The following is a 23,394-nucleotide window of genomic DNA, read 5'->3' as shown; positions in this document are numbered from 1 at the left end:
GGCCGCTCAGGGCAGGATGGTGAAGGCCCCGGCCAGCGGCGTCGAGCGCTGGGCGCCCCCCTGGTTCCAGATCGACAGCGCGTAGGTGCCCGGCACCGCCAGGGTGGTGTCGAGCGCCACGTCGATGCGGGTGGCCGAGGTCACGGTGACGGCCGCCGCGGGCAGCAGCTGGTCCACCACGCCGAGCGCGGCGGACGAGACCCGCACCTGCGAGCCGTTGTTGCCGGCCGCGTCCGGCCTGGCGAAGTTGGTCCCGTCGATGCGCACCGGCACCGGCGTCGCCTGCTGCCGGGCCGAGGAGGCCGACGGGCAGAGCGCGCCGGCGGCCGGCGGCAGGCTGGTGCAGGCCACCGAGGTCACGGTGGGCTGCCCGGGCAGCACCGTGAAGTTGTACGGGTTGGAGGGGGCGGCGCCGCTGGGGTTGACCACGGCCAGGGCGTAGACCTTGGTCTGGAGGCCGGCCAGCGGCAGCGACACCACCACCTTGTCGGCCGCAGGGAAGGACAGCGGGGTGGGCTCGAGGGTGAAGGTGGCGCCGGGGGTGGGGTCGGAGAGCCGCACCCGCACCGCCGACAGGGGCGGCCGGAGGTTGGCGACGGTGAGCGTCACCGCCACGGTGAGCCCGGCCTCGCCGCCGGCCGGCTGGGGCGTGGCCACGATGATGGCCCGGTTGGAGTCCACCCGCAGCGAGAAGGAGGCCGAGGTGGCGCCGGTGGGGTAGAGCAGCCGCACGTCCCAGCTGCCGGCCGGCGCCGCGCCCGGCGGCGTGCCGACCAGGTCCACCACCCCGGAGATGGCGCCGTCGGTGTTGGGCCTGAGCGGGTCGAGGGGGGCGGTGGCGAAGGCGCCGCCCGGCGGCCGCACCTGCAGCAGGCTGCCGGACAGCCCGCTGCCGCTGATGGTGACGGGCTGCAGGTCGCCCTGGTAGGCGGTGACCGGGGCCATGGCGCTCACCGTGCGGGTGGCGGCCTCGACGAAGAGCTCCTTCTGCTCGGAGACCTGCGGGCCGTTGCGCACCTCCAGCGTGTAGCGGTGGGTGGGGTCGGTGACCGGGCAGGGCGCGGCGGGGCAGCGCTGCAGGTCGAGCAGGTCCACGATGAGCCGGGTGGGGTCCACGAAGGTGGTGTTCTGCGCCAGGCCGGCCGGGAAGCCGGGCCCGGTGAACCAGACCTTGCTGGTGACGTCGAAGCCGGAGCCGAAGAGCTGGACGCCGGTGGTGGTGTTGAAGCGGGCCGAGGACGGGGCCAGGGTGGTCAGCACCGGCGCGGCGCTCACCACCTGGAAGGGGGCGCGCGCCGAGACGTGGTCGGCGTCGTTCACCACCCAGACGTCGTAGCGGCCCGGCTGCACGGAGGAGAGGTCGGCCTGGCACTCCAGCCCCGCCGCGGTCAGCTCGGCCGGGACCTCGCGCTCCGACAGGGTGGACCCGCCCAGGCGGCAGGCGCTGCCCACCATGAGGCCGGTGCCGACCAGGCGCAGGGTGCGCAGGCCGCCGGCCACCACCTGGGGCGGCGAGGCGCCGGGCGAGAGGTCCGGCACCGGGACCACCGCGGTGATGACCGGCGTGGGGATGACCACCCCGAAGGCCCGCCCGTTGGAGATGACCAGGTCCGGGTTGACCACCCGCAGCACCCAGGTGCCGGCCGCGGCGCCCGAGAGGTCGAGCGAGGCCAGCAGCGAGCCGTTGGCCTGGCGGGTGGTGGGCACGGTGACGGTGCCGAAGTCGCTGGAGGCGCGCAGGGAGGCGCCGTCGGCCAGCCGCTCGCCGGTGAGCGTCACCGCCACCGGGGCCAGGCCGCCGGTGGGGGCCAGGGAGGGGCTCACCCCGGTGAGCCGCGGCGCCACCGTGCTGGCCGGGCCGCACACGCCGTCGACGCACCAGTTGCCGGCCCCGCAGGCCTGGCCGCAGGCGCCGCAGTGGGACGGGTCGTTGAAGTGGTCGATGCAGCGGGACTCGGTCTCGCAGGTGCCGAGCGGCACCGCCAGCGCGGCGCAGGCCAGCGGGTCGAAGGGGGCGGCGGCCTTCTGGCAGCCGGCGGCCGGGAGGCCGGCCAGCACCACCAGGAGCAGGAGCCCGCCGCGCGGCGAGGCCCGGCCGGGCCGCCGCCGCCGCGCCAGCGGCAGCGCCAGCAGGAGCCCGAGCAGGGCCAGCGGCGAGCCGGCCCCGCCGCCGCAGCCGCAGCCGCTCGAGCCCTCGCCGCCGGCGCCGGTGCCCTCGGCCGGGCGGCGCACCGCGAAGCACTGGCCGTCGCGGCACTGGCCGGCCGGGCAGGTGACGCCGGCGCACGGGTCGTCCTCGCAGACCCCGGCCCGGCACTGCTGGCCCTGGCCGCAGGCCACGCCCACGCAGGCGTCGGCCACGCAGACCCCGTCGCGGCAGGAGAGGCTGGGCGCGCAGGTCTTCCCGGCGCACGGGTCGGCAGCGCAGAACCCGTCGCCGTCGCAGCGCTCGGCCGGGCCGCAGGTGACGAAGGCGCAGGCCTGCACGCAGTCGCCCTGGCGGCAGAAGGTGCCGCCCGGGCAGATGATCCCCTGGCAGGTGTCCGCCACGCAGGTCCCGGCCTGGCAGACCGAGCCGGCCGGGCAGCCCTCCGCGTAGCAGGCGCCGCCGGTGCAGTACCCGCCGGCGCAGGTGGAGCCCACGCCGCAGGTGATGCCGGCGCAGGGATCGCTGCAGGACCCGAAGTCGCACACCGTGCCGGCGTCGCAGGCGCCGCCCGCGCCGCAGGCGGTCAGCTTGCAGGCGCCGGCGATGCAGTCGTAGCCCTCGCGGCAGGGCACCTCGGGCCCGCACGACGAGAAGACGCAGACGCCGTTCTCGCAGGCGAAGCCGGCCCCGCAGGCCACCCCGTCGTCGACCTGGTCGTCGCAGTCGTCGTCCTTGCCGTTGCACAGCTCCGGCCCGGGCAGCGTCTGCTGGACGCAGCCGCCCAGCTCGCCGCTGGGCAGGCACAACACCGTGCCGCGCACGCAGACCGCGTCGGGCCGGGTGGGGGACTGGAAGACGGCGTCGGCCGGACCGGTCCAGCAGGTGACGACCGGGTCGGTGGGCTTGCAGGCGTTGCAGAAGGGCGGGTCGTCGTCGGTGGGGCCGTTGCAGTTCTCGTCCACGTCGTTGCGGCAGACCTCCTCGCCCGGCTTGACGGCGCCGGCGCAGGTGGACCACTCGCCGAAGCTGGAGCAGGTCTGGCTGCCGCGGCGGCACGGCCCCACCCCGTCGGTCCCGGCCGGGCCGTCGTAGCAGTCCCGGACCTGGCCCGGCGGGCAGGAGCCGCAGGCGTCGATGGCGCCGTTGCAGTCCCGGTCGAGCGCGGTGGTGCCGCCCTCCGGGGAGTTGCAGGGATCGCCCACCGGCGTGACCTCGCCGGCGCAGCCGCCCCAGGTGCCGGCGGTGCAGGTGCGGGTGCCGCCCCGGCAGGCGCCCACGCCCTGGGTGCCGGGCGAGCCCGAGTAGCAGGCCTCCGAGAGGCGCACGCTGGGGGCCAGCTCGTCCACCTCACCGTCGCAGTCGTCGTCCAGGCCGTTGCAGCCCTCGGGGGTCGGCAGCACCTCGCCCTGGCAGGCCGAGAAGCCGTAGCCGCCGTCCGGGTTCACCTGGCAGGTGCGGACGCCGGCCCGGCACAGCCCGACGCCCTGCGTGCCGGTGGGGCCGCCGTAGCACCCCTGCTCCAGGTCCTCGTCCACCAGGCCGTCGCAGTCGTCGTCGACGCCGTTGCAGGCCTCGTCGTCGCCGGTGGTGGTGGGCGAGCAGACCGGCTGGCCGCTGGCGGAGCAGCCCAGCACGCCCTGGCCGCAGGCGCCCAGCAGGCCGGTGGCGCACGACACGCCGCTGGCGGTGCAGGTGGCGCCCAGGTTGAAGAGCGTGTTGACCACCAGGCGCGAGCCGCCCGCCTGGAAGCTGCCCTGCACGCCGGAGTAGCTGTGGCCGGCCAGGTAGACCACCGAGCCGCGCCCGCCGCTGGCGGCGCGCGGCAGCAGCGTGAAGTAGTCGAGGGTCTGGTCGGTGGTGTCCTGGGTGAGCCGCACCAGCGGCGGCGAGGCGGTGACGTAGGCGCTGTAGGGCCGGTAGATCTTGATGGCGCCGTCGTAGGGCTTGAAGGGGAAGTCGCCCAGCTGCAGCAGCGGGCTGGAGAAGCTGCCCGCGTAGAGCGGCGCGCCGGGGTTGCGCTGGTTGATGCGCATCCCGGAGAGGGTGTCCGGCGGGGAGGCGTCCACCGGCGTCTGCAGCTGGGAGGAGTGGTCGCTGGCGCCGTCCTCGTAGTCCAGCGACCAGCTGCCGTCGGAGCGCCGCACCCCCTCGAAGCTGCCCAGGCCAGCGCACTCGGCGAAGAGGTCGCCGCCGCCGGCCACGAACAGGCCGATGGTCTTCAGCACCTGGTCGACGCGGGCGGCCGAGTAGAGGGAGGCGGCGCAGGTGGCGTTCGAGCTGTAGTTGGAGCAGGAGCCAGGCGCCACCCAGTGCGGCACCCAGAGGATCTGGTAGCCGTTCTGGAAGAGCCGGCTGGTGCGCGGGTCGGTGGAGCCGGCGGCGGGCTGGAAGTCGTCGATGCCGAGCTTGTCGTAGATCTCGCCGTGCACGCCGGTGGCGGTGCCGCCGGCCGCGCCCGAGCCGATGCCGGCCCGGGCCAGGTACTCCTGGATGACCGGCTCGGAGTTCTTGGCGGAGTTCATCGTCACCGGCGAGGTGGCGGTGATGTTGCCCGAGCCGATGTCGAGCAGCGCCAGCTTGGGCGGCACGGCGCCGCCGGCGCCCCAGCCGCCGGCCATGGTCTTGGCCACGTTCCCCTGGAAGGCCACCGAGGCCACGTGCACGTTCACCGCGCCGAAGGTGGACTGGTAGGCCTTCATCACCGCGATGGCCTTGGCGGCGTCGCTGCCGTCCACCACGAAGGGGCCGCCCATGTAGCGGATGGTGGCGGAGGCCACCGGGGAGGCGCCGGGCAGGCCGGTGGCCCAGTCCAGCTCCGCCACCGGGAACCCGCCCTGGTACTGGATGGCCAGGTCGTAGCCGTCGATGGCGGTCTTGGCCGGGTCGATGACCCAGTAGACGGCCACGTCGTTGCGGATGAGCTGGTAGACCAGGCCGTAGGCCCGCATCACGTCGCCCTGGGCCAGCGCCTGGGGGCAGGCGTTGCCGGACGGGGCCGAGACCCAGCCGGTGCGGGCGCAGTTGCCGGTGGCGGCGTCGAAGCCGTCGGCCGACTGGCGCGTGCACTGGTAGCAGACGTCCATGGGGATGATGAGCGACCCCTTGGCGAAGGACTTCACGCCAGGCTGGAAGTCGCCGCAGGACGGCGCCAGCAGGGGGAGGGCGAGCCCCAGCAGGAAGAGCGGGGCGAGCCCGGCCAGCCAGCGGGCGGTGGTCCGTCGCGGTGTCGTCATGGCAATCTCCTCGAGGCCGGATCGTACCACGGGCAGGGGACCCGCCCGGACGCCGCGGCGGGCGACATGTCGGCAGGGCGCGCACATGGCTGGCGTCGGGGGCCGGGCCCTCCGGCCGGGCGCGAGCGGACCCAGCGTCGAGCGGGCGAACCGCGCCCGGACGGCGCCGCCGCGAGGTGTGCCGTTGACTCGACCGGGGTCGCGTGCGATCCGGGGGCGTGCCCCTGCCCAGCCCACCGCCGCCCCGGCCGGACGCCGCGCCGCCCTGGGCCGGCCAGGCGGGGCCGCCGCCCGAGCGCACCGGCGCGCTGCTGCGCACCTGGGCGCTGGCGGTGGCCGGCCTGGGCGCGGCGCGGCTGGTCTCCCTGGCCGATCCCACCGGCCTGGTCGGCGCCAACCTGGCCGGGGTGGCCGCCTTCCTCTTCGTCTGGCTGCCGGACCGCCGCCTGCGCGCCCGCGGCGAGGACTGGGAGGCCTACGGCGCCCCGCTGCACGGCCTGGGCGACGGGCGCACCTGGCGCGCCGCCGGGCGCGGCCTCTGGCAGGGGCTCCTCACCTGCGCCCTGGTCTTCCCGCTCTTCGCGGTGGGCTTCTGGCTCTTCGCCGAGGCCCTGCCCGGCCTCTCCCCCGGGCTGCGGGGGCTGCTGGCGCCCTACGCCGGCGCGCCGCGCCTCGCCTTCCGGCTGCCCGACCGGCTGCCGCTGCTGGTGCTGACGCAGCTGCTGGTGGTGGCGCTGCCCGAGGAGCTCTTCTACCGCGGCTGGCTGCAGACCAGCCTGGCGCGGGCCGCGCCGGGCGCCGGGATCACGGTGCTGGGGGCGCGCCTGGGGCGCGGCTTCCTGCTCACCCAGGTGCTCTTCGCGCTCGGCCACCTGGTGACCCTGCAGCCCTGGCGCGTCGGCACCTTCTTCCCCGGCCTGCTCTTCGGCTGGCTGCGGGAGCGGACCGGCGGGATCTGGGCGCCGGTGGTGGTGCACGCGCTCTCCAACCTCTTCCTGGCCACGCTGGAGCGCTCCTTCTACGCCTGACACCGCCCGCCCCGGGCGTTAGGACCCCGCCATGCCCCCGACCATCCGCGCCATGCTGGAGGACCTGGAGGCCCGCACCTTCCACCCGCGCGCCGCGCTGTCGGCCGGGACCCGGGGGCGCGAGCGGCCCGACCCCGAGGACGACATGCGCCCCGCCTACCAGCGGGACCGCGACCGGCTGCTGCACTGCAAGTCCTTCCGGCGCCTCAAGGGCAAGACCCAGGTCTTCCTGGCCCCCACCGGCGACCACTACCGCAACCGGCTGACCCACACCCTGGAGGTGGCGCAGGTGGGCCGCTCCATCGCGCGGGCGCTCCGCCTCAACGAGATGCTGGTGGAGGCCATGGTGATGGGCCACGACCTGGGCCACACCCCCTTCGGCCACGCCGGCGAGCGGGTGCTCTCCGAGGTGGTGGCCGGCGGCTTCCACCACGTCACCCAGTCGGTGCGGGTGGTGGAGGTGCTGGAGAAGGACGGGGCCGGGCTCAACCTGACCATCGAGGTGCGCGACGGCATCCTGCGCCACTCCAAGGGCAAGGGCGGGGTGCTGATGCGCGGCAGCGGGCCCAAGGCCATGACCCTGGAGGCCGAGATCGTGCGCCTGGCCGACGTCATCGCCTACGTCAACCACGACCTCGACGACGCGGTGCGGGCCGGGCTGCTCACCGAGGCCGAGGTGCCGCCCGACATCCGCGCCACCCTGGGCGGCCGCCACTCCGAGCGGCTGGCCACCCTTATCCGCGACGTCATCGTCCACTCCGACCTGGACGGCGGGGGGCACATCGAGCTGTCGCCCGGCGTGCACCAGGCCCTGCTGGCGCTGCGCGACTTCCTCTACGCCCGCGTCTACGAGAACCCGGTGGTGCACGAGGAGTTCGTCAAGGCCCAGCGCATCCTCAAGGACCTGCACCACTGGTGCCTGGAGGACGCGGCGCGCCTGCGGGCCACCTACGGGGTGGCGCCGCGGCCCGGCGAGACGCAGGAGCGGGCCGTCACCGACTTCCTCTCCGGCATGACCGATCGCTTCGCGCTGGCCACCTGGGAGGCGCTCTACGTGCCGCGCCCCTGGGCCATCGTCTGAGCGGGCCGCGGCCGGGCTGCGGCGCGGCGCCGCGCCCAGGCGGTTTGACAGCCCGCCGTACCGCCCACTAGCATCTCCCAACCCCCTGGAAACGCTGGCCGAAAGCACCATGAGCGACGACATCGCAGTCGGCATCGACCTCGGAACCAGCTACTCGTGCGTGGCCGTCGCGGACGGCGGATCGCCGCGGGTGGTCCCCAACGAGTGGGGCGAGCGCACCCACGCCTCGGTGGTGAGCTTCCTGGACGACGGCCACGTGCTGGTCGGCAACGACGCCAAGAAGAACATCATCACCAACGCGGAGAACACCGTCTACTCGGCCAAGCGGCTCATCGGCCGCTTCTACTTCTCCGACGAGGTGAAGAAGGCCCAGGCGGTCATGCCCTACGGCATCGTCGAGGGGGCCAACAACTCGGTGCGCATCCAGGTGCGCGACCGGCTCCTGGCGGTGCCCGAGATCTCGGCGCTGGTGCTCAAGGAGATGAAGGCGGTGGCCGAGACCCACCTCGGGCGCGAGGTGAAGAAGGCGGTGGTCACCTGCCCGGCCTACTTCAACGACAACCAGCGGCAGGCCACCAAGGACGCCGGGCGCATCGCCGGCCTGGAGGTGCTGCGCATCATCAACGAGCCCACCGCGGCGGCGCTGGCCTACGGCTTCGGCAAGGACATCTCCCAGAAGATCTGCGTCTACGACCTGGGCGGCGGCACCTTCGACGTCTCCATCCTGGAGATCGGCAAGGACGTCTTCGAGGTGCTCTCCACCGCCGGCGACACCTACCTGGGCGGCGACGACTTCGACGACCGCATCATGGGGTGGCTGGCCGACGGGTTCCTGCAGGCGCACGGCCTGGACCTGCGCCAGAACAAGTTCTGCCTGCAGATGCTCAAGGAGGCCGGCGAGCGGGCCAAGATCGAGGTGGGCCGCGACGGGGTGGCCGAGATCCACGTGCCCGGCATCTGCCAGTCGCCCGAGGGCCAGGTGCTGGACCTCCGGCAGCGCCTGCAGGCGGACCAGTTCAACCGCATGGTGATGGACCTGGTGCAGCGCACCTTCAAGGTGTGCGACGAGGCGCTCCAGTCGGCGCGGCTGACCGCCTCGGACGTGGACGCCGTCATCCTGGTGGGCGGCCCGACCCGGCTGCCCATCATCCGCAGCTCGGTGCGCCACTACTTCCAGCGGGAGCCGCTCACCGACGTGGATCCCGACGAGGTGGTGGCCATGGGCGCCGCCATCCAGGCGGCCGCCCTGCTCTCCACCAGCGCCGCCGAGTTCGGCCAGGCCAGCTACCTGCTGGACGTCACGCCGCTCTCGCTGCGGGTGGGCACGGTGGGTGGCTTCTCCGAGCGGATCATCGACAAGAACACCCCCATCCCCATCGAGAAGTCGAAGACCTTCACCACCAGCCGCGACGGGCAGGACCGGGTCAAGATCCGCGTCTACCAGGGCGAGTCGAGCCGGGTGGAGGGCTGCGAGCTGCTCGGCGAGTTCGAGTTCACCGGCTTCCGCATCGGCTACCGCGGCGAGGTGCAGATCCAGGTGACCTTCGAGATCGACTCGAACGGCATCGTCAACGTGGCGGCCACCGACCTGGAGACCGGGCAGAAGACCTCCACCATCATCAGCCTCTCCTCCGGCCTGTCCGAGCAGGACATCAAGAAGGCCATGGACGACAACGCCGGCATGGAGCTGGCCGAGCGCCAGGCCTGACCCAGGAGGCAGCCCCCCCGTGGACGCGCAGTTCCTCATCGAGGTCGAGACGCTGGCCGCCGTGCTCGACCAGCTCGACTACTACGGCGTGCTCAAGCTGCAGCAGGGCGCCGGCGCCGCCGACGTCAAGGCCGCCTACTACCGGGAGTCGCGCGCCTACCACCCGGACCGCTTCGCGGCGGTGGAGAGCGCCGAGCTGAGGGACCTGATCGGCCGCATCTACCGGCGCATCAACGAGGCCTACACGGTGCTGCGCGACGACCAGAAGCGGGTGCGCTACCTGGCCGACGTGTCGGGGCCGGACCGGGCCAGGAAGCTGCGCTTCACCGAGGCCGAGGAGTCGGCGGCGAGCGCCGACCAGAAGAAGAAGCTGGAGGAGCAGTTCGGCCAGACGCCCAACGGCCGGAAGTTCTTCGCCACCGCCATGCTGGAGGTGCAGGCGGGGCGCTGGGAGGCCGCCGAGCGGGCGCTCAAGAGCGCCCTCATGTACGAGGCCGCCAACCCCAAGTTCAAGGAGCAGCTGGCGGCGGTGCAGGGCGAGCTGGAGAGGTCCCGCGTCAAGGGCGACTACCGCATCAAGTGAGCCCGGCCACCCTCGACCTGATCATCCTGGGCCTGCTGCTGCTCTTCGCGGTGGCGGGGGCCATCTCGGGCGCGCTGCGGCAGCTGGTGCAGGTGGCGGCGGTGGTGGCCGGCTGGCTGGCGGCGCGCCACCTGGCCCCCTGGCTGGTCCCCCGGCTCCTCGGCGGCGGGCCGCCGCCCTGGCAGCGCTCGGCCCTGGCGGTGGGCTGCTTCCTGGCCGGCGCCGCGCTGGTCGGCCTGGTGGGCGCCCTGGTGGCGCGCCGGCTGCACGGGCCCGGCGGCTCCCCCGGCGCGCTGGACCGCGGCCTCGGCGCCCTCCTGGGCGGGGCCAAGGCCGGGCTGGTGGCCTGGGTGCTCCTGTCGGCGCTGGCGCTGGCCGGCGGCCCGCTGGTGCTGGGGCCGCTGCGCCTCGACACCCGCGGCTCCGACTTCGGCTCGCTGGCGGCCCGCCACAACCTGCTCAGCGCCGCGGCGCCCGAGCAGGCCAGGGCGCTGCAGCGGCTGCTCGAGGCCACCCGCGACCCGGCGGCGCGGCGGCGGCTGCTGGAGCGCGATCCCGGCATCCGGCGCCTGCTCGACGACCCCCGGTTCCAGGCGCTGGTGGAGCGCCCGGGCTGGGGCGACGAGCCGCTGCCGCTCACCGACCCGGAGCTGAAGACCCTGCTGGAGCGGCTGGAGCCGGAGTAGGCCGGGGCGGCGGCGCGATCCCCTGTCGATGGGCCGGGTGGCCATGTTAGATCAGGCACCCATGGCGACCACCTCCGAGCTGCCCGTCCTCGAGTTCGTCCTCAAGAACTACAAGAACTTCAACGCCCGCGCCACGCGCGACGCGCTGCTGGCCTACTGGCGGCACGTGCAGGGCGGCGGCAAGATGTTCTGGGCGGTGGCGGGGGCCATGAGCTCGGCCCAGCTCGGCATCACGCTGGCCCCGGCCATCCGCGCCGGCCTGGTCCACGGCCTGTCGGTGACCGGCGCCAACCTGGAGGAGTCGCTCTTCCGGCTGGTGGCGCACGACGGCTACAAGGACTTCCCCGACTACCGCTACTTCACCAAGGCGGACGACACCCGCATCCTCGACGACCGGATGCGGCGGGTGACCGACACCTCCATCCCGGAGGACGAGGCCTTCCGCGCGGTGGAGAAGTTCATCGTCCCCATGTGGACCAAGGCCACCAAGCAGAAGGCGCGCCGCTTCTGGCACGAGTACTTCTACGAGCTCATCCAGGCGCTGCCCAGGGAGCTCCACCAGGGCAAGGCCAGCGAGAGCTGGCTGCTGGCGGCGGCCAGGAAGCGGCTGCCCATCGTGGTCCCGGGCCACGAGGACTCCACCTTCGGCAACATCTTCGCCAGCCACGTCAAGACCGGCGAGTGCAGCCCGCTGATCGTCAAGTCGGGCATCGAGTACATGGCCGAGTGGTACGACCAGTACAAGAAGCTCTCCCGCGGCAAGGGCGTCGGCTTCTTCCAGATCGGCGGCGGCATCGCCGGCGACTTCCCCATCTGCGTGGTGCCCTCCATCAAGTACGACCTGCAGGAGCCGGTGAAGCCCTGGGCCTACTTCTGCCAGATCTCGGACTCCACCACGTCCTACGGCTCCTACTCGGGGGCCACGCCCAACGAGAAGATCACCTGGGACAAGCTCACCCAGGACACGCCCATGTTCGTGGTGGAGTCGGACGCCACCATCGTGGCGCCGCTCATGCTGAGCGCCCTGCTGGAGGCCAAGGCGCACCCGGCCGAGGCCGACGCGCTCATCGCGCGGTGGATGAAGTAGGGGAGGGCCGGCGCCGGGGCCGAGCCCCCGGTCAGGGGCGCGGCGCCTCGGGCGGGTGCAGCTGTACCAGCCCCACCTGGCCGTCGGCCCGGGCCTGGAAGGCCAGGTCGGCCAGCTTCGACTGCCGGTAGACGTCCAGCATCCGCTCCTGGCCCATGCGCCAGACGCTCACCATGGTGCAGGCCGAGGTGTGGCCGCAGGCGTCCTCGCCATCGAGGCAGACGTTGAGGGCCACCGGCCCCTCCACCGCCTCGATGACGTCGAGGAAGCTGATCTCCCCCGGGGTGCGGGCCAGCGCGTAGCCGCCGTGCGGCCCGCGCGTCGACTTCACCAGCCCCTGGTCCACCAGGGTCTTGAGGATCTTGGCCAGGAAGTCCTCCGGTACGTCCATCTGGCGTGCGATCTCCCGGAAGGGGACCACCGACTCCAGCGGGATGGAAGAGAGGTAGATCATGGCCCGCAGGCCGTAATCGATCTTGCGGGAGATCCGGAGTACGTGCTGCATTCGTCGCTCCGCTGGTTGGGTCCGACTGGGACCTTCGGGGGGAGCGAACTCTAGCACGAGGGGAGGGAGGGAAACATGAGCGCACCTGGCCGCATCGACCTGCACAGCCACTCGCTGGCCTCGGACGGGCAGTACCCGGCCGCGGAGGTGGCGGTGCTGGCGCGGCGGGCCGGCCTGGGCACCTGGGCGCTGTGTGACCACGACACGGTGGCGGGGCTGGCGTCCGGCGCGGCGGCGGCGGCGCGCGAGGGGCTGCGCTTCGTCCCCGGCATCGAGCTCTCGGCCTTCCTGGAGCGGCGCGAGATCCACCTGCTGGGCCACTTCGTGGACCCGGCCCACCCGGCCCTGGTGGCCTTCGAGGACTTCCTGGCGGTGCACCGGCGCGAGCGGGTGCGGCAGATCGTGGTGCGGCTGGCGGCCCTGGGCGTGTCGGTCACCGAGGAGGCCATCGAGCGCCACTCGGGCGGCAAGACCATCGGCCGCCCGCACGTGGCGCGGGCCATCGTGGAGACCGGGGCGGTGGCCACGGTCCGCGAGGCATTCGACCGCTGGCTCGGGGAGGGGCAGCCGGCCTACGTGCAGCGCTACCGGCTGGAGGCGGCCGACGCGGTGGCGCTGGTGCGAGGGGCCGGCGGCACGGTCACCATCGCCCACCCGGGCGTGTCGAAGCTGGAGGTGGCCGAGGTGGCCCGCCTGGCCGAGGCCGGGGTCTCCGGCATCGAGGTCATCCACCCCGACCAGAACCCCTCGGTGCGCGACAAGTACGCCCGCGCCGCGGCCGCCAGCGGCCTGGTCATGACGGCCGGCTCCGACTACCACGGCCCGGACGTCACGCCGGATCGCCAGCTCGGCATGGTCACCATGGACCAGGCGGCGCTGGCGGCGCTGGAGGCGCGGCGGCCGTAGGCCTCAGGCCACCTGGGTGGCGGCGCGCAGCGCCCGCCCAGGCCTGGTCGTGCACCTTGCACGGGCGGGTCGCCGCAGCGGCCGCCAAGGGCTCGTCACCACTCGGGCCCCCGGGCTGGCGAGGACGATGCATGGCTGGGCTTCGACGCGCCACCCCGGCGCGCGGAGTCGCCACCATGCTCGATCTCGTCTTCGTCCTCGCCACCGTCGCCTTCTTCGGCGCGTCGCTGGCCCTGGCCCGCTGGCTCGACCGCCTCGATGGCCCGGGGTCGCCATGACCTTCGACCACGCCCTCGGCCTCGCCGCCGCGGTCCTGCTGTTCGCCTACCTCGGGTACGCGCTGGTGCGCCCCGAGAAGTTCTAGGGAGGCCCGATGTCCCTCCACGCCTGGGTCCAGGCGGCCGCCTTCGTCGGCCTCCTCCTCCTGATCACCAAGCCGCTCGGCGCCTTCATGTTTCGGGTGTTCGAAGGGTCGCCGCCGCTGCCGGCCACCCTCGGGCGGCTCGAGCGGCTGATCCACCGGCTCTCGGGCGTCGATCCGGCTGCCGAGCAGGGGTGGGTGGCCTACGCCGCCAGCCTGCTGGTCTTCAGCGCCCTCGGCATGCTCGGCACCTACGCGCTGCTCCGGCTCCAGCAGCTGTTGCCGCTCAACCCGCAGGGGCTGGCCGCGGTGCCGCCCGCGCTGGCGTTCAACACCGCCGCCAGCTTCGCCACCAACACCAACTGGCAGTCCTACGCGGGCGAGAGCAGCATGTCGTACCTCTCGCAGATGGCCGCGCTGGCATGGCACAACTTCACCTCGGCGGCGGCCGGCATCGGCGTGGCGCTGGCGCTGGCGCGCGGCCTGACCCGGCGGCTCGAGCCGGGCGCGCCGCGCACCCTCGGCAGCTTCTGGGTCGACCTGACCCGCGCCACCGTCTACCTGCTCCTCCCGGCCAGCCTGGTCTTCGGCCTGGTGCTGGTCTCGCAGGGCGTGCTGCAGACGCTGGCGCCCTCCCTCGAGGTGACCACGGTGGAGGGGGTGAAGCAGGTGCTGGCCCTCGGGCCGGTCGGCTCGCAGGAGGCCATCAAGCAGCTCGGCACCAACGGCGGCGGCTTCTTCAACGCCAACAGCGCCCACCCCTTCGAGAACCCCACCCCGCTCACCAACCTGCTCCAGATCCTCCTCATCCTGGCCATCCCCGCCGGGCTCACCTGGACCTACGGCCGGATGGCGCGCAACACGCGGCAGGGCTGGGCGCTCTTCGGCGCCATGCTGGCCCTCTTCCTGGCCGGCTACGCCGCCGTCACCTGGGCCGAGCACCAGCCCAACCCGGCCCTGGCCGGGCTCGGGGTGGACCAGGCGGCCGGCAACCTGGAGGGCAAGGAGGTGCGCTTCGGGGTGGACGGCACCGCGCTCTTCGCCACCGCCACCACGGCCGCCTCCTGCGGTGCGGTCAACGGGATGCACGACAGCTTCAACCCGCTGGGCGGCCTGGTGCCGCTCGTCAACATCCAGCTCGGCGAGGTGATCTTCGGCGGCGTCGGCGCGGGGCTCTACGGGATGCTGATCTTCGTGGTGCTGACGGTGTTCATCGCCGGCCTCATGGTGGGGCGCACCCCCGAGCTGCTGGGCAAGAAGATCGAGCCGCGCGAGATGAAGCTGGCCACGATCTACATCCTGGTCTTCCCGCTGCTGGTGCTGCCGCTGACCGGCTGGGCCGCGGTCACGTCGGCGGCGGCCAGCGCCCCCAACGCCGGCCCGCACGGCCTCTCGGAGCTGCTCTACGCCTACACCAGCGCCGCCGGGAACAACGGCTCGGCCTTCGGCGGGCTGGACGCCACCAGCCCCTTCTGGACCGTCACCCTGGGCGTGGGCATGCTGGCCGGCCGCTTCCTCATGATCGTGCCGGCGCTCGCCATCGCCGGCTCGATGGTCGGCAAGAAGGCGGTCGAGCCCGGCCCGGGCACCTTTCCGACCGAGAGCTGGCTCTTCGGCGCCCTCCTGGTCTCGGTGATCCTGGTCGTCGGCGCCCTCACCTACTTCCCCGCCCTCACCCTCGGACCGGTCCTGGAGCACTTCCTCGCCGGCGCCGGGAAGGTGTTCTGACATGACCGCCAAGACCGCCGCCCCCACCACCTTGCTCGACCCGGCCCTCCTCCGCCCGGCCCTGCTGGAGAGCCTGAAGAAGCTCGACCCGCGCCAGGTGGCCAGGAACCCGGTCATGTTCGTGGTGGAGGTCGGCAGCGTGCTCGTCACGCTGCTCTGGCTCCGCGACCTCGTCGCGCCCGGGCCGGGCGCCGCCCCCGGGTGGTTCACCTTCTCCGTGGGCTGCTGGCTCTGGTTCACGGTGATCTTCGCCAACCTGGCCGAGGCGGTGGCCGAGGGGCGCGGCAAGGCCCAGGCGGCGGCGCTGCGCCGCACCCGCACTGACACCACCGCCCGCCGGCTCCGCGACGGGCGGGAGGAGCAGGTGTCGGCCAGCACGCTGCGCCGGGGGGACAGGGTGGTGGTGGAGGCCGGCCAGGTCATCCCCGGCGACGGCGACGTGGTGGAGGGGATCGCCTCGGTGGACGAGTCGGCCATCACCGGCGAGTCGGCCCCGGTCATCCGCGAGTCGGGCGGCGACCGCTCGGCCGTCACCGGGGGCACCCGGGTGCTCTCGGACCGCATCGTGGTGCGCGTCTCGGTCGACCCGGGCGAGTCGTTCCTGGACCGCATGATCGCCCTGGTCGAGGGGGCGGCCCGCCAGAAGACTCCCAACGAGCTCGCCCTCCACATCCTGCTGGTGGGGCTGACCATCATCTTCCTGGTGGCCTGCGTCACGCTGGTGCCGCTGGCCGCCTTCTCCTCCATCCCGCTCTCGGTCACGGCCGTGGTGGCCCTGCTCGTCTGCCTCATCCCCACCACCATCGGCGGGCTGCTGTCGGCCATCGGCATCGCCGGCATGGACCGGCTGCTGCGCAAGAACGTGCTGGCCATGAGCGGCCGGGCGGTGGAGGCCGCCGGCGACGTCGACGTGCTGCTGCTCGACAAGACCGGCACCATCACGCTCGGCAACCGCATGGCCAGCGAGCTCCTGCCGGCGCCGGGGGTGCGGCTCGAGGCGCTGGCCGAGGCGGCCCAGCTGGCCAGCCTGGCCGACGAGACGCCGGAGGGGCGCTCCATCGTGGTGCTGGTGAAGGAGCGCTTCGGCCTGCGCGGCCGCGAGCTGGGCGAGGGCTACGCCTTCGTCCCCTTCACCGCCAATACCCGCATGAGCGGCTGCGACACCGCCGGCCGCGTCATCCGCAAGGGGGCGCTCGACGCGGTGGCGCGCCACGTGGGCACCATGGGCGGCGCCCTGTCGCCCGAGGTCGAGCGGGCCGCGGCCTCCATCGGCGACACCGGCGGCACCCCGCTGGCGGTCTCCGACGGCGCCCAGGTGCTCGGGCTCATCCACCTGAAGGACGTGGTCAAGGGCGGCATCAAGGAGCGCTTCGAGCGGTTCCGCGCCATGGGCATCCGCACCGTGATGATCACCGGCGACAACCCGCGCACCGCGGCGGCCATCGCCCGGGAGGCCGGGGTGGACGACTTCCTGGCCGAGGCCACCCCGGAGGCCAAGCTGGCGCTGATCCGCAGCGAGCAGGCCAAGGGGCGGCTGGTGGCCATGACGGGCGACGGCACCAACGACGCGCCGGCGCTGGCCCAGGCCGACGTGGGCGTGGCCATGAACACCGGCACCCAGGCCGCCAAGGAGGCCGGCAACATGGTGGACCTCGACTCCAACCCCACCAAGCTGCTGGAGGTGGTCGAGGTCGGCAAGCAGCTCCTCATGACCCGCGGGGTGCTCACCACCTTCTCCATCGCCAACGACGTGGCCAAGTACTTCGCCATCCTGCCGGCCCTCTTCGTGGCCGCCTACCCGGAGCTGGCCCCGCTCGACGTGATGCACCTCGCCTCGCCCTACAGCGCCATCCTCTCGGCGGTGATCTTCAACGCGCTGGTGATCGTGGCGCTCATCCCGCTCTCCCTGAAGGGGGTGCGCTACCGGCCCATCGGCGCCGCGGCGGTGCTCCGCCGCTCGCTGCTGATCTACGGGGTCGGCGGCCTGATCGTGCCCTTCGTCGGCATCAAGCTCATCGACCTGGCCCTCTCCGCCGTCGGGCTGGTCTAGGAGGACGACATGACCCCCACCACCAGGCCCCTCGACACCCACCCCCTCGACCTGGGCCGCCTGTTCGCCCAGGGCCTCCGCCTCACGCTGGTCACGCTGGTCCTGACCGGCCTCGCCTACCCGCTGCTGGTCACCGGCCTGGCCCAGGTCCTCTTCGGTCACCGCGCCGGCGGCAGCCTGGTCGAGGACGCCAGGGGCGTGGTGGTCGGCTCCGAGCTCATCGGCCAGGCCTTCACCGGCCAGGCCTACCTCTGGCCCCGCCCGTCGGCGGCCGGAGCGAACGGCTGGGACGCCTCGGCCTCGAGCGGCTCCAACCTCGGCCCCACCTCGGCCAGGCTCCGGGCCCGGGTCGAGGCCGAGGTGGCCCGCCTGCGCGCCGAGAATCCCCAGGCCCCGGGGCCGGTGCCCGCCGAGCTGGTCACCACCTCCGCGAGCGGCCTCGACCCGCACCTCACGCCGGCTGGCGCCGCCTGGCAGGTGGCGCGGGTGGCGGCGGCGCGCGGCCTCGCGCCGGCGCGCGTCCAGGCGGTGCTCGACGAGGCCGTCGAGGGGCGCGACCTCGGCATCCTGGGGGAGCCGCGCGTCAACGTCCTGGTGGTCAACCTGGCGCTCGACCGGCGGTTCGGAGCGCCCGCCCCGGCGGGACCCCAGGCCGGGCCCGCCACCCCGGCCCGAGCGCGCTAGAGTCCGGCCGGATGACCCGCCCCCGCGCCACCCCCGAGGACTTCCTCGAGCTGCTGGAGCGCGGCAAGCGCGGCCGGCTCAAGCTCTACCTGGGGTACGCCGCGGGGGTCGGCAAGACCTACCGGATGCTGGAGGAGGCCCACGCCCTCCAGGCCCGGGGCGTGGACGCGGTGGCGGCCTTCGTGGAGACGCACGGCCGCGCCGAGACGGCCGCCCTGCTCGAGGGGCTGGAGCAGGTGCCGCGCCGGCGGGTGGAGTACCGCGGCGTGGCGGTGGAGGAGCTGGACCTCGACGCCGTCCTGGCCCGCCGCCCGTCCGTCGCGCTGGTGGACGAGATCCCCCACACCAACGCGCCAGGCTCGCGCCACCGCAAGCGCCACCAGGACGTCGAGGCGCTGCTCAAGGCCGGCATCCACGTCATCGGCGCCATGAACGTGCAGCACCTCGACAGCCTGAACGACCTCATCGAGCGGGTCACCGGCGTGCGGGTGCGCGAGACGGTGCCGGACGCCTTCCTGGAGCTGGCGGACCAGGTGGTGAACCTGGACCTGGCGGTCGAGGACCTGCTCGACCGCCTGCAGCGCGGAAAGATCTACGCCCCCGAGAAGGTGGCCTGGGCGGTGGAGCACTTCTTCAGGGGCGGGAACCTGTCCACCCTGCGCGAGCTGGCCCTGCGGGAGGTGGCCCAGACGCTGGAGCGGACCGCCCGGGCGGCCGAGCCGGAGACCGGCTCGTCGCGCCTGGCGGCGGGGCGGCTCCTGGTGTGCCTCTCCTCCCACCCGCCGCGCGGCGCCGCCCTGCTCCGGCGGGCCTCCCGCATGGCCGGGCGCCTGGCCACCGACTGGTTCGCCGTCTACGTGGAGACGCCCCGAGAGGCGGCCGACCGGATCGACGCCGAGAGCCAGCGCCACCTGCTCGACAACCTGGAGCGGGCCCGCGAGCTCGGGGCCGAGGTGATCCGCCTGAAGGGGAAGGACCCGGCCGCGGCGCTCCTCGACTTCGCCCGCTCCCACCGCGTCAGCGACGTCATGGTGGGACGCTCCAGCCAGCCCTGGTGGCGCCGCGCGCTCGGCCGGTCGCTGCCGCAGCGGCTGGTGGACGAGGCCGACGACCTCGACGTGCACATCGTGGCCCTCGACGTCGAGGAGGAGCGGGCGTGACGCTCAAGGCCAAGCTGCTGGGCGCCCACGCCGTGCTGGCGGTGGCGCTGGCGCTGGTGGGTCTCATCGCCATCGGCAGCGTCCGCACGCTGGGGCACGCCACCGACGAGATCCTCAAGGACAACTACCGGAGCGTGCTGGCGGCCCAGCGCATGAAGGAGGCGGCCGAGCGGCTCGACCGCGCCGCCCTCTTCCGGGTGGCCGACCGGCCCGATCGGGCCGACGAGCAGGTGGCCCCCAACCGGGCAACCTTCGAGGCCGAGCTGGCCGTCCAGCAGGGCAACGTCACCGAGCGCGGCGAGGCGGACGCCACGGCGCGGCTGCGGCAGGCCTGGGACGCCTACCGGGAGGCCTCCCTCCGCTTCGAGGGCCTGGCTGGCCGCCCCGCGCTGGAGGCGGCCTACTTCGACGACATGGAGCCGCGGTTCCAGGGCGTCAAGGCCGCCGCCCAGGAGGTGCTCGATCTCAACCAGGACGCCATGGTGCGCCGCAGCGAGCGGGCCCGGGCCCAGGCCCGGAACCTCATCGCCCTGGTGGTGGCGGCCACCCTGGGGGGCCTCCTGGCCGGCACGCTGCTGGCCTCCGGCCTGACCGCGCGCATCGTCCGGCCGGTCACGGTCCTGGCGCTGGCGGCGCAGCGCATCGCCACGGGCGACCTCACGGCGCGGGCCCGGGTGGCCGGGAAGGACGAGATCGCCGGGCTGGCCCGGGAGTTCAACGCCATGGCCGACCGCCTGGCCGAGTACCGGCAGAGCAGCCTGGGCGAGCTGCTGCAGGCCCAGCAGGCGGCCCAGGCGACCATCGACGGCCTGCCCGACCCGGTGCTGATCCTGGACCTGGCGGGGAACCTGCAGAACGCCAACGGCGCTGCCGAGGCGCTGCTGCGCCTCGGGGCCGGGGGGTCGACCGCCGGGCCGCTGGCGGCGCTGGACCCGGCCCTGCGCGCCGCCGTGGAGCGGGTGCGGGCCCACGTGGCGGCCGGGCTGGGCCCCTGGCAGCCGCGCGGCTTCGAGGACGCGGTGCGGCTCGACGGGCCGGACGGCACCCGCTGGCTGCTGCCTCGCGCCGCCCCCCTCCACGCCGAGGGCGGCGGCGTGAGCGGGGCCGCGGTCGTCCTGCAGGACGTGACGCGCCTCATGCGGGTGGACGAGCTCAAGAACGACCTGGTGGCCACCGTGGCCCACGAGTTCCGCACCCCGCTCACCTCGCTGCGCATGGCCATCCACCTGTGCGTGGAGGAGGCGGCTGGCCCGGTCACCGAGAAGCAGACCGACCTGCTCCAGGCGGCGCGCCAGGACTGCGAGCGGCTCCAGGGCATCGTCGACGACCTCCTCGATCTCTCGCGCATCCAGGCCGGCCGGGTCGAGCTCGTGCGCCGCCCGGTGGCGCCGCGCACCCTGCTGGAGGACGCCGCCACCGCCGCCCGCGACGCCGCGGAGGCGGCCGGGGTGGCGCTCCAGGTGCGCGCCGAGGGGCTGGGCGTGGAGGTGGCGGCCGACCCCGACCGGCTGGCGCTGGTGCTCTCCAACCTGGTCTCCAACGCCCTGCGCCACACGCCCCGGGGCGGCCGCGTCACCCTCGGCGCCGCGTCGGCGGGCCAGGCGGTCCGCTTCGAGGTGGCCGACAGCGGCGAGGGCATCCCGCGGGAGTGGCAGGAGCGGGTCTTCGATCGCTACTTCCGGGTGCCGGGTCGCCGCGGCGGCGGCGTGGGCCTGGGGCTCTACCTGGTGCGGGAGCTGGTCCAGGCCCACGGCGGCGAGGTGGGGGTCGAGAGCGCGCCGGGCGAAGGGAGCCGGTTCTGGTTCACCGTGCCGCTGGCGGCGCCTGGCGCAGGGGACGGAGGCTGACATGACGGACTCGGAGCAGCGCAGGATCGCGCCGTGGTCGCTGGCGGGCGTGCTGGCGGTGATGCTGGTCCTCGCCCTGGTCTGGCGCTTCGGCGAGGCATCGAGCCCCGCCACGGCGCTGGCCTCCAAGGCCGGCCGCGTCGACCTGGTGGGGCAGATGCAGGTCGGGCTGGCGGCGGCCGCCGAGGCCGAGAAGAGCGCGGTGCTGGCGGCCACCGACCAGGAGTCGCAGCTGTTCGCCGAGCGCTCCCGGGCCGCCCTCGCCGAGGTGGAGCGCGGTCGGGTCGAGCTCGGCGGGCGCCTCGGGGCCGGCGGCACCGAGGCCGAGCGGGCCCTGCTGGCCCGGTTCTCCGGGAACTTCACCGCGCTGCGGGCCGTCGACGAGGAGGTGCTCGGGCTGGCGGTGAGGAACACCAACCTGAAGGCGCACGCCCTGGCCTTCGGGCCCGCCGCCGAGGCCCTGGCCGGGCTCGACGCGGCCCTGGAGCGGGCGGCCTCGCAGGCCACCCCCCCCCGGGCGGCCCAGGCCCAGCGCCTGGCGGACCGCGCCCGCGTCGGGGCCCTGCGCATCCAGGCCCTGCTCGCACCCCACATCTGGGAGGCGGGGGAGGACCGCATGGCGGCACTGGAGGCCACCATGGCCGGGGAGGTCGAGCAGGTGCGCCGGGCCCTGGACGGGCTGGCGGGGCTGGCCGGGGCGGCCGCGGTGGCGCCGGCCGCGGCGGGCTTCGCCCGCTACCTCGAGCTGCAGGGGCAGGTGCTGGTGCTCTCACGCGAGAACTCCAACGTGAGGTCGCTGGCGCTGTCGCTGGGCCGGAAGCGGGTGGCCCAGGTGGTCTGCCAGGATGCCCTGGCCGCGCTGCAGCAGGCCATCCTGGAGGAGCCCATCCCGGGCGTGGCCTACGGGCGGGCCAGCCCGACGCGCTGAGGCCGGGCCGGAAGGCCGCCTACCGCCCCAGCTTCTTGCGCTTGCGCCAGAGGGTGGAGGTGTCGATCCCCAGGGTGCGGGCCGCCTCCTCCATGGTCGGCGCGGTGGCCAGCACCCGCAGCAGGTGCTCCTGCTCGATGGCCTCGACCGTGAAGGGGCCGCCCAGCACCGGCACCTCGGCCACCTGGGCCCGCAGCCGCTCCGGCAGGGCCGCCAGGTCGAGCACCCGGGCCGGCGAGAGGATGACGGCGCGCTCCATCACGTTGCGGAGCTCGCGCACGTTGCCTGGCCAGCGGTGGGCCAGCAGCGCCCGCGCCGCCGCCTCGGCCAGCTCCGGCACGGGGCGGCCGGCCCCGGCGGCGAAGAAGGCCAGGAAGCGGCGCGCCAGCGGCAGCACGTCCTCGGGCCGCTCCCGCAGCGGCGGCACCGTCACCTCCACCACGTTGAGCCGGTAGAGCAGGTCCTCGCGGAAGCGGCCAGCCGCCACCTCCTCGGCGAGCGCGCGGTTGGTGGCCGCCACGATGCGGACGTCGGCGGTGCGGGTCCTGGTCTCGCCGACCCGCTCGAACACCTTGTCCTGGAGGAAGCGGAGCAGCTTGGCTTGCAGCGGCGGCGTGATCTCGGCGATCTCGTCGAGGAAGACCGTGCCCCCCTCGGCCGCCTCCACCCGGCCCGGCTGGTCGCGGACCGCGCCGGTGAAGGCCCCCTTGGCGTGGCCGAAGAGCTCGCTGGCCAGGAGCTCGCCGGTGAGGGTCGGGCAGTTGACGGTGACGAAGGGGCGGGCCCGCCGGGGCGAGGCGGCGTGCAGCGCCCGCGCCAGCACCCCCTTGCCGGTGCCGCTCTCACCGCCGAGCAGCACCGGGGCCCCCGAGGCGGCGGCGCGCAGCACCACGTCCAGCACCACCTGCATGCGCGGGGAGGCGGTGTCGAGCGCCACCTCCGGCGCCGCCTCGCCGAGGCGGGCCTCGAGGTCGGAGCGGCGGGCCGCCTCGGTGCGCCTGGCCGAGAGCCGGGTCACCAGCAGCCGGATCTGGTCGGGGGAGAAGGGCTTGGGCACGTAGTCCGCGGCGCCCCGCTTCACGGCCTCCACCGCCGTGTCGTAGGTGGCGTAGGCGGTCACCACCACCACGTCGAGCCCAGGCCGCTCGGCCAGCAGCCGCGGCAGCAGGTCGAGGCCGCTCTCCTGCCCGAGCCGGAGGTCCAGGAAGCAGAGATCGAAGGGGGCGTGGCGCAGCGCCTCGACGGCGGCCCCGCTGGTCGAGGCCTGGGTCACCTGGCAGCCCAGCCCCTCCAGGCAGAGGGCCAGGGTGGCGCGGATGTTCCGCTCGTCGTCCACCACCAGGACGCGCAGGAGGGGGAGGCCGTGGTCGGCAGCCATGGCCTGGATGATGCCACGGCGCCGTCGGGCCTGGACGGCCGGGACGGGGCGTGCAAGGTGCACGGCCCCCTCACCCAAGCCCTCTCCCCCAGCAAGCTGGGGGAGAGGGGGCTCGAGCGGACGAGGCCTGCTCGCAGTCCAGCCTGAAAGTGGGCACACCACGTCGGCTCCCTCTCCCCTCCGGGGAGAGGGCAGGGGTGAGGGGTGCCGCGACCGCCAGGCGCCGCGGTCGGGGCGCCACGCGGATGGGCCCGGGCAAGCGAAGAGGCCCGGCCGCAGCGGCCGGGCCTCC

The 23,394-nt window shown here is 74.3% G+C and carries 18 protein-coding genes; 15 read left to right on the top strand and 3 right to left on the bottom strand.

Features of this window, described 5'->3' with window-relative positions:
- Positions 1–6: 6 nt before the first annotated feature.
- Positions 7–5,382, bottom strand: coding sequence for a hypothetical protein (locus IPO09_11295; protein MBK9517921.1), 5,376 nt, complete (start codon positions 5,380–5,382; stop codon positions 7–9).
- Positions 5,383–5,600: 218 nt separating this feature from the next.
- Here IPO09_11295 and IPO09_11290 point away from each other — a divergent pair, with 218 nt between their 5' ends.
- The 6 genes from IPO09_11290 to IPO09_11265 all read left to right on the top strand — a co-directional run bounded on the left by IPO09_11290 (position 5,601) and on the right by IPO09_11265 (position 11,555).
- Positions 5,601–6,410, top strand: a complete 810-nt coding sequence (locus IPO09_11290; GenBank protein MBK9517920.1) for a CPBP family intramembrane metalloprotease — start codon at positions 5,601–5,603, stop codon at positions 6,408–6,410.
- Between the two features lie 31 nt (positions 6,411–6,441).
- Positions 6,442–7,491: a deoxyguanosinetriphosphate triphosphohydrolase gene (locus IPO09_11285; protein ID MBK9517919.1), complete on the top strand. Its 1,050-nt coding sequence runs from the start codon at positions 6,442–6,444 to the stop codon at positions 7,489–7,491.
- 109 nt (positions 7,492–7,600) lie between these two features.
- A complete protein-coding gene (gene dnaK, locus IPO09_11280; protein MBK9517918.1) occupies positions 7,601–9,199 on the top strand; it encodes a molecular chaperone DnaK in 1,599 nt (532 codons plus the stop codon).
- A gap of 19 nt (positions 9,200–9,218) precedes the next feature.
- Complete coding sequence (locus IPO09_11275) at positions 9,219–9,782, top strand: DnaJ domain-containing protein (GenBank protein MBK9517917.1); 564 nt, start codon at positions 9,219–9,221, stop codon at positions 9,780–9,782.
- Positions 9,779–10,468: a CvpA family protein gene (locus tag IPO09_11270; protein ID MBK9517916.1), complete on the top strand. Its 690-nt coding sequence runs from the start codon at positions 9,779–9,781 to the stop codon at positions 10,466–10,468. Before IPO09_11275 ends, IPO09_11270 begins: the two co-directional genes overlap by 4 nt.
- A 61-nt stretch (positions 10,469–10,529) precedes the next feature.
- Positions 10,530–11,555 carry a deoxyhypusine synthase family protein gene (locus IPO09_11265; GenBank protein ID MBK9517915.1) on the top strand — a complete coding sequence of 342 codons (1,026 nt, stop codon included), beginning with the start codon at positions 10,530–10,532 and terminating at the stop codon, positions 11,553–11,555.
- Between the two features lie 31 nt (positions 11,556–11,586).
- On the opposite strand, the gene IPO09_11260 is transcribed toward IPO09_11265, so the two are convergent.
- A complete protein-coding gene (locus IPO09_11260; protein ID MBK9517914.1) occupies positions 11,587–12,060 on the bottom strand; it encodes an Rrf2 family transcriptional regulator in 474 nt (157 codons plus the stop codon).
- A 75-nt stretch (positions 12,061–12,135) separates the two neighbouring features.
- Between IPO09_11260 and IPO09_11255 the strand changes: the two genes are divergently transcribed.
- From IPO09_11255 to IPO09_11215, 9 genes are all read left to right on the top strand, one after another.
- Positions 12,136–12,966, top strand: a complete 831-nt coding sequence (locus IPO09_11255; protein MBK9517913.1) for a PHP domain-containing protein — start codon at positions 12,136–12,138, stop codon at positions 12,964–12,966.
- A gap of 131 nt (positions 12,967–13,097) precedes the next feature.
- Positions 13,098–13,244 (top strand): hypothetical protein, encoded by a 147-nt coding sequence (locus IPO09_11250; protein MBK9517912.1) that lies wholly within the window; start codon positions 13,098–13,100, stop codon positions 13,242–13,244.
- Positions 13,241–13,330: a K(+)-transporting ATPase subunit F gene (gene kdpF / locus IPO09_11245; protein ID MBK9517911.1), complete on the top strand. Its 90-nt coding sequence runs from the start codon at positions 13,241–13,243 to the stop codon at positions 13,328–13,330. Before IPO09_11250 ends, kdpF begins: the two co-directional genes overlap by 4 nt.
- A 9-nt stretch (positions 13,331–13,339) precedes the next feature.
- The gene (kdpA, locus tag IPO09_11240) at positions 13,340–15,055 is read left to right on the top strand and encodes a potassium-transporting ATPase subunit KdpA (protein MBK9517910.1); all 1,716 of its coding nucleotides are present in this window, start codon (positions 13,340–13,342) and stop codon (positions 15,053–15,055) included.
- 1 nt (position 15,056) lies between these two features.
- Positions 15,057–17,105, top strand: a complete 2,049-nt coding sequence (gene kdpB, locus IPO09_11235; GenBank protein ID MBK9517909.1) for a potassium-transporting ATPase subunit KdpB — start codon at positions 15,057–15,059, stop codon at positions 17,103–17,105.
- 9 nt (positions 17,106–17,114) lie between these two features.
- Positions 17,115–17,789 carry a potassium-transporting ATPase subunit KdpC gene (gene kdpC, locus IPO09_11230; protein ID MBK9517908.1) on the top strand — a complete coding sequence of 225 codons (675 nt, stop codon included), beginning with the start codon at positions 17,115–17,117 and terminating at the stop codon, positions 17,787–17,789.
- 11 nt (positions 17,790–17,800) lie between these two features.
- Complete coding sequence (locus tag IPO09_11225) at positions 17,801–18,949, top strand: universal stress protein (protein ID MBK9517907.1); 1,149 nt, start codon at positions 17,801–17,803, stop codon at positions 18,947–18,949.
- The gene (locus tag IPO09_11220) at positions 18,946–20,796 is read left to right on the top strand and encodes a HAMP domain-containing protein (GenBank protein MBK9517906.1); all 1,851 of its coding nucleotides are present in this window, start codon (positions 18,946–18,948) and stop codon (positions 20,794–20,796) included. Before IPO09_11225 ends, IPO09_11220 begins: the two co-directional genes overlap by 4 nt.
- 1 nt (position 20,797) lies before the next feature.
- A complete protein-coding gene (locus IPO09_11215) occupies positions 20,798–21,724 on the top strand; it encodes a hypothetical protein (protein MBK9517905.1) in 927 nt (308 codons plus the stop codon).
- A 19-nt stretch (positions 21,725–21,743) separates the two neighbouring features.
- Here the strand turns inward: IPO09_11215 and IPO09_11210 are convergent, their stop codons facing one another.
- The gene (locus tag IPO09_11210) at positions 21,744–23,102 is read right to left on the bottom strand and encodes a sigma-54-dependent Fis family transcriptional regulator (protein MBK9517904.1); all 1,359 of its coding nucleotides are present in this window, start codon (positions 23,100–23,102) and stop codon (positions 21,744–21,746) included.
- Positions 23,103–23,394: the final 292 nt, after the last annotated feature.

This window comes from Anaeromyxobacter sp. (assembly GCA_016718565.1).
GTDB lineage: Bacteria > Myxococcota > Myxococcia > Myxococcales > Anaeromyxobacteraceae > JADKCZ01.
This window is presented reverse-complemented; position numbering and strand designations above follow the sequence as displayed.

What these genes read in the sequence shown, in the direction of transcription:
- IPO09_11210 (MBK9517904.1), bottom strand. Translation starts at nt 23,102, where the DNA reads ATGGCTGCCGACCACGGCCTCCCCCTCCTGCGCGTCCTGGTGGTGGAC.
- IPO09_11260 (MBK9517914.1), bottom strand. Translation starts at nt 12,060, where the DNA reads ATGCAGCACGTACTCCGGATCTCCCGCAAGATCGATTACGGCCTGCGG.
- IPO09_11250 (MBK9517912.1), top strand. Translation starts at nt 13,098, where the DNA reads ATGGCTGGGCTTCGACGCGCCACCCCGGCGCGCGGAGTCGCCACCATG.
- IPO09_11255 (MBK9517913.1), top strand. Translation starts at nt 12,136, where the DNA reads ATGAGCGCACCTGGCCGCATCGACCTGCACAGCCACTCGCTGGCCTCG.
- IPO09_11225 (MBK9517907.1), top strand. Translation starts at nt 17,801, where the DNA reads ATGACCCGCCCCCGCGCCACCCCCGAGGACTTCCTCGAGCTGCTGGAG.
- dnaK (MBK9517918.1), top strand. Translation starts at nt 7,601, where the DNA reads ATGAGCGACGACATCGCAGTCGGCATCGACCTCGGAACCAGCTACTCG.
- IPO09_11295 (MBK9517921.1), bottom strand. Translation starts at nt 5,382, where the DNA reads ATGACGACACCGCGACGGACCACCGCCCGCTGGCTGGCCGGGCTCGCC.
- kdpA (MBK9517910.1), top strand. Translation starts at nt 13,340, where the DNA reads ATGTCCCTCCACGCCTGGGTCCAGGCGGCCGCCTTCGTCGGCCTCCTC.
- IPO09_11285 (MBK9517919.1), top strand. Translation starts at nt 6,442, where the DNA reads ATGCCCCCGACCATCCGCGCCATGCTGGAGGACCTGGAGGCCCGCACC.
- IPO09_11215 (MBK9517905.1), top strand. Translation starts at nt 20,798, where the DNA reads ATGACGGACTCGGAGCAGCGCAGGATCGCGCCGTGGTCGCTGGCGGGC.
- IPO09_11265 (MBK9517915.1), top strand. Translation starts at nt 10,530, where the DNA reads ATGGCGACCACCTCCGAGCTGCCCGTCCTCGAGTTCGTCCTCAAGAAC.
- kdpC (MBK9517908.1), top strand. Translation starts at nt 17,115, where the DNA reads ATGACCCCCACCACCAGGCCCCTCGACACCCACCCCCTCGACCTGGGC.
- kdpF (MBK9517911.1), top strand. Translation starts at nt 13,241, where the DNA reads ATGACCTTCGACCACGCCCTCGGCCTCGCCGCCGCGGTCCTGCTGTTC.
- kdpB (MBK9517909.1), top strand. Translation starts at nt 15,057, where the DNA reads ATGACCGCCAAGACCGCCGCCCCCACCACCTTGCTCGACCCGGCCCTC.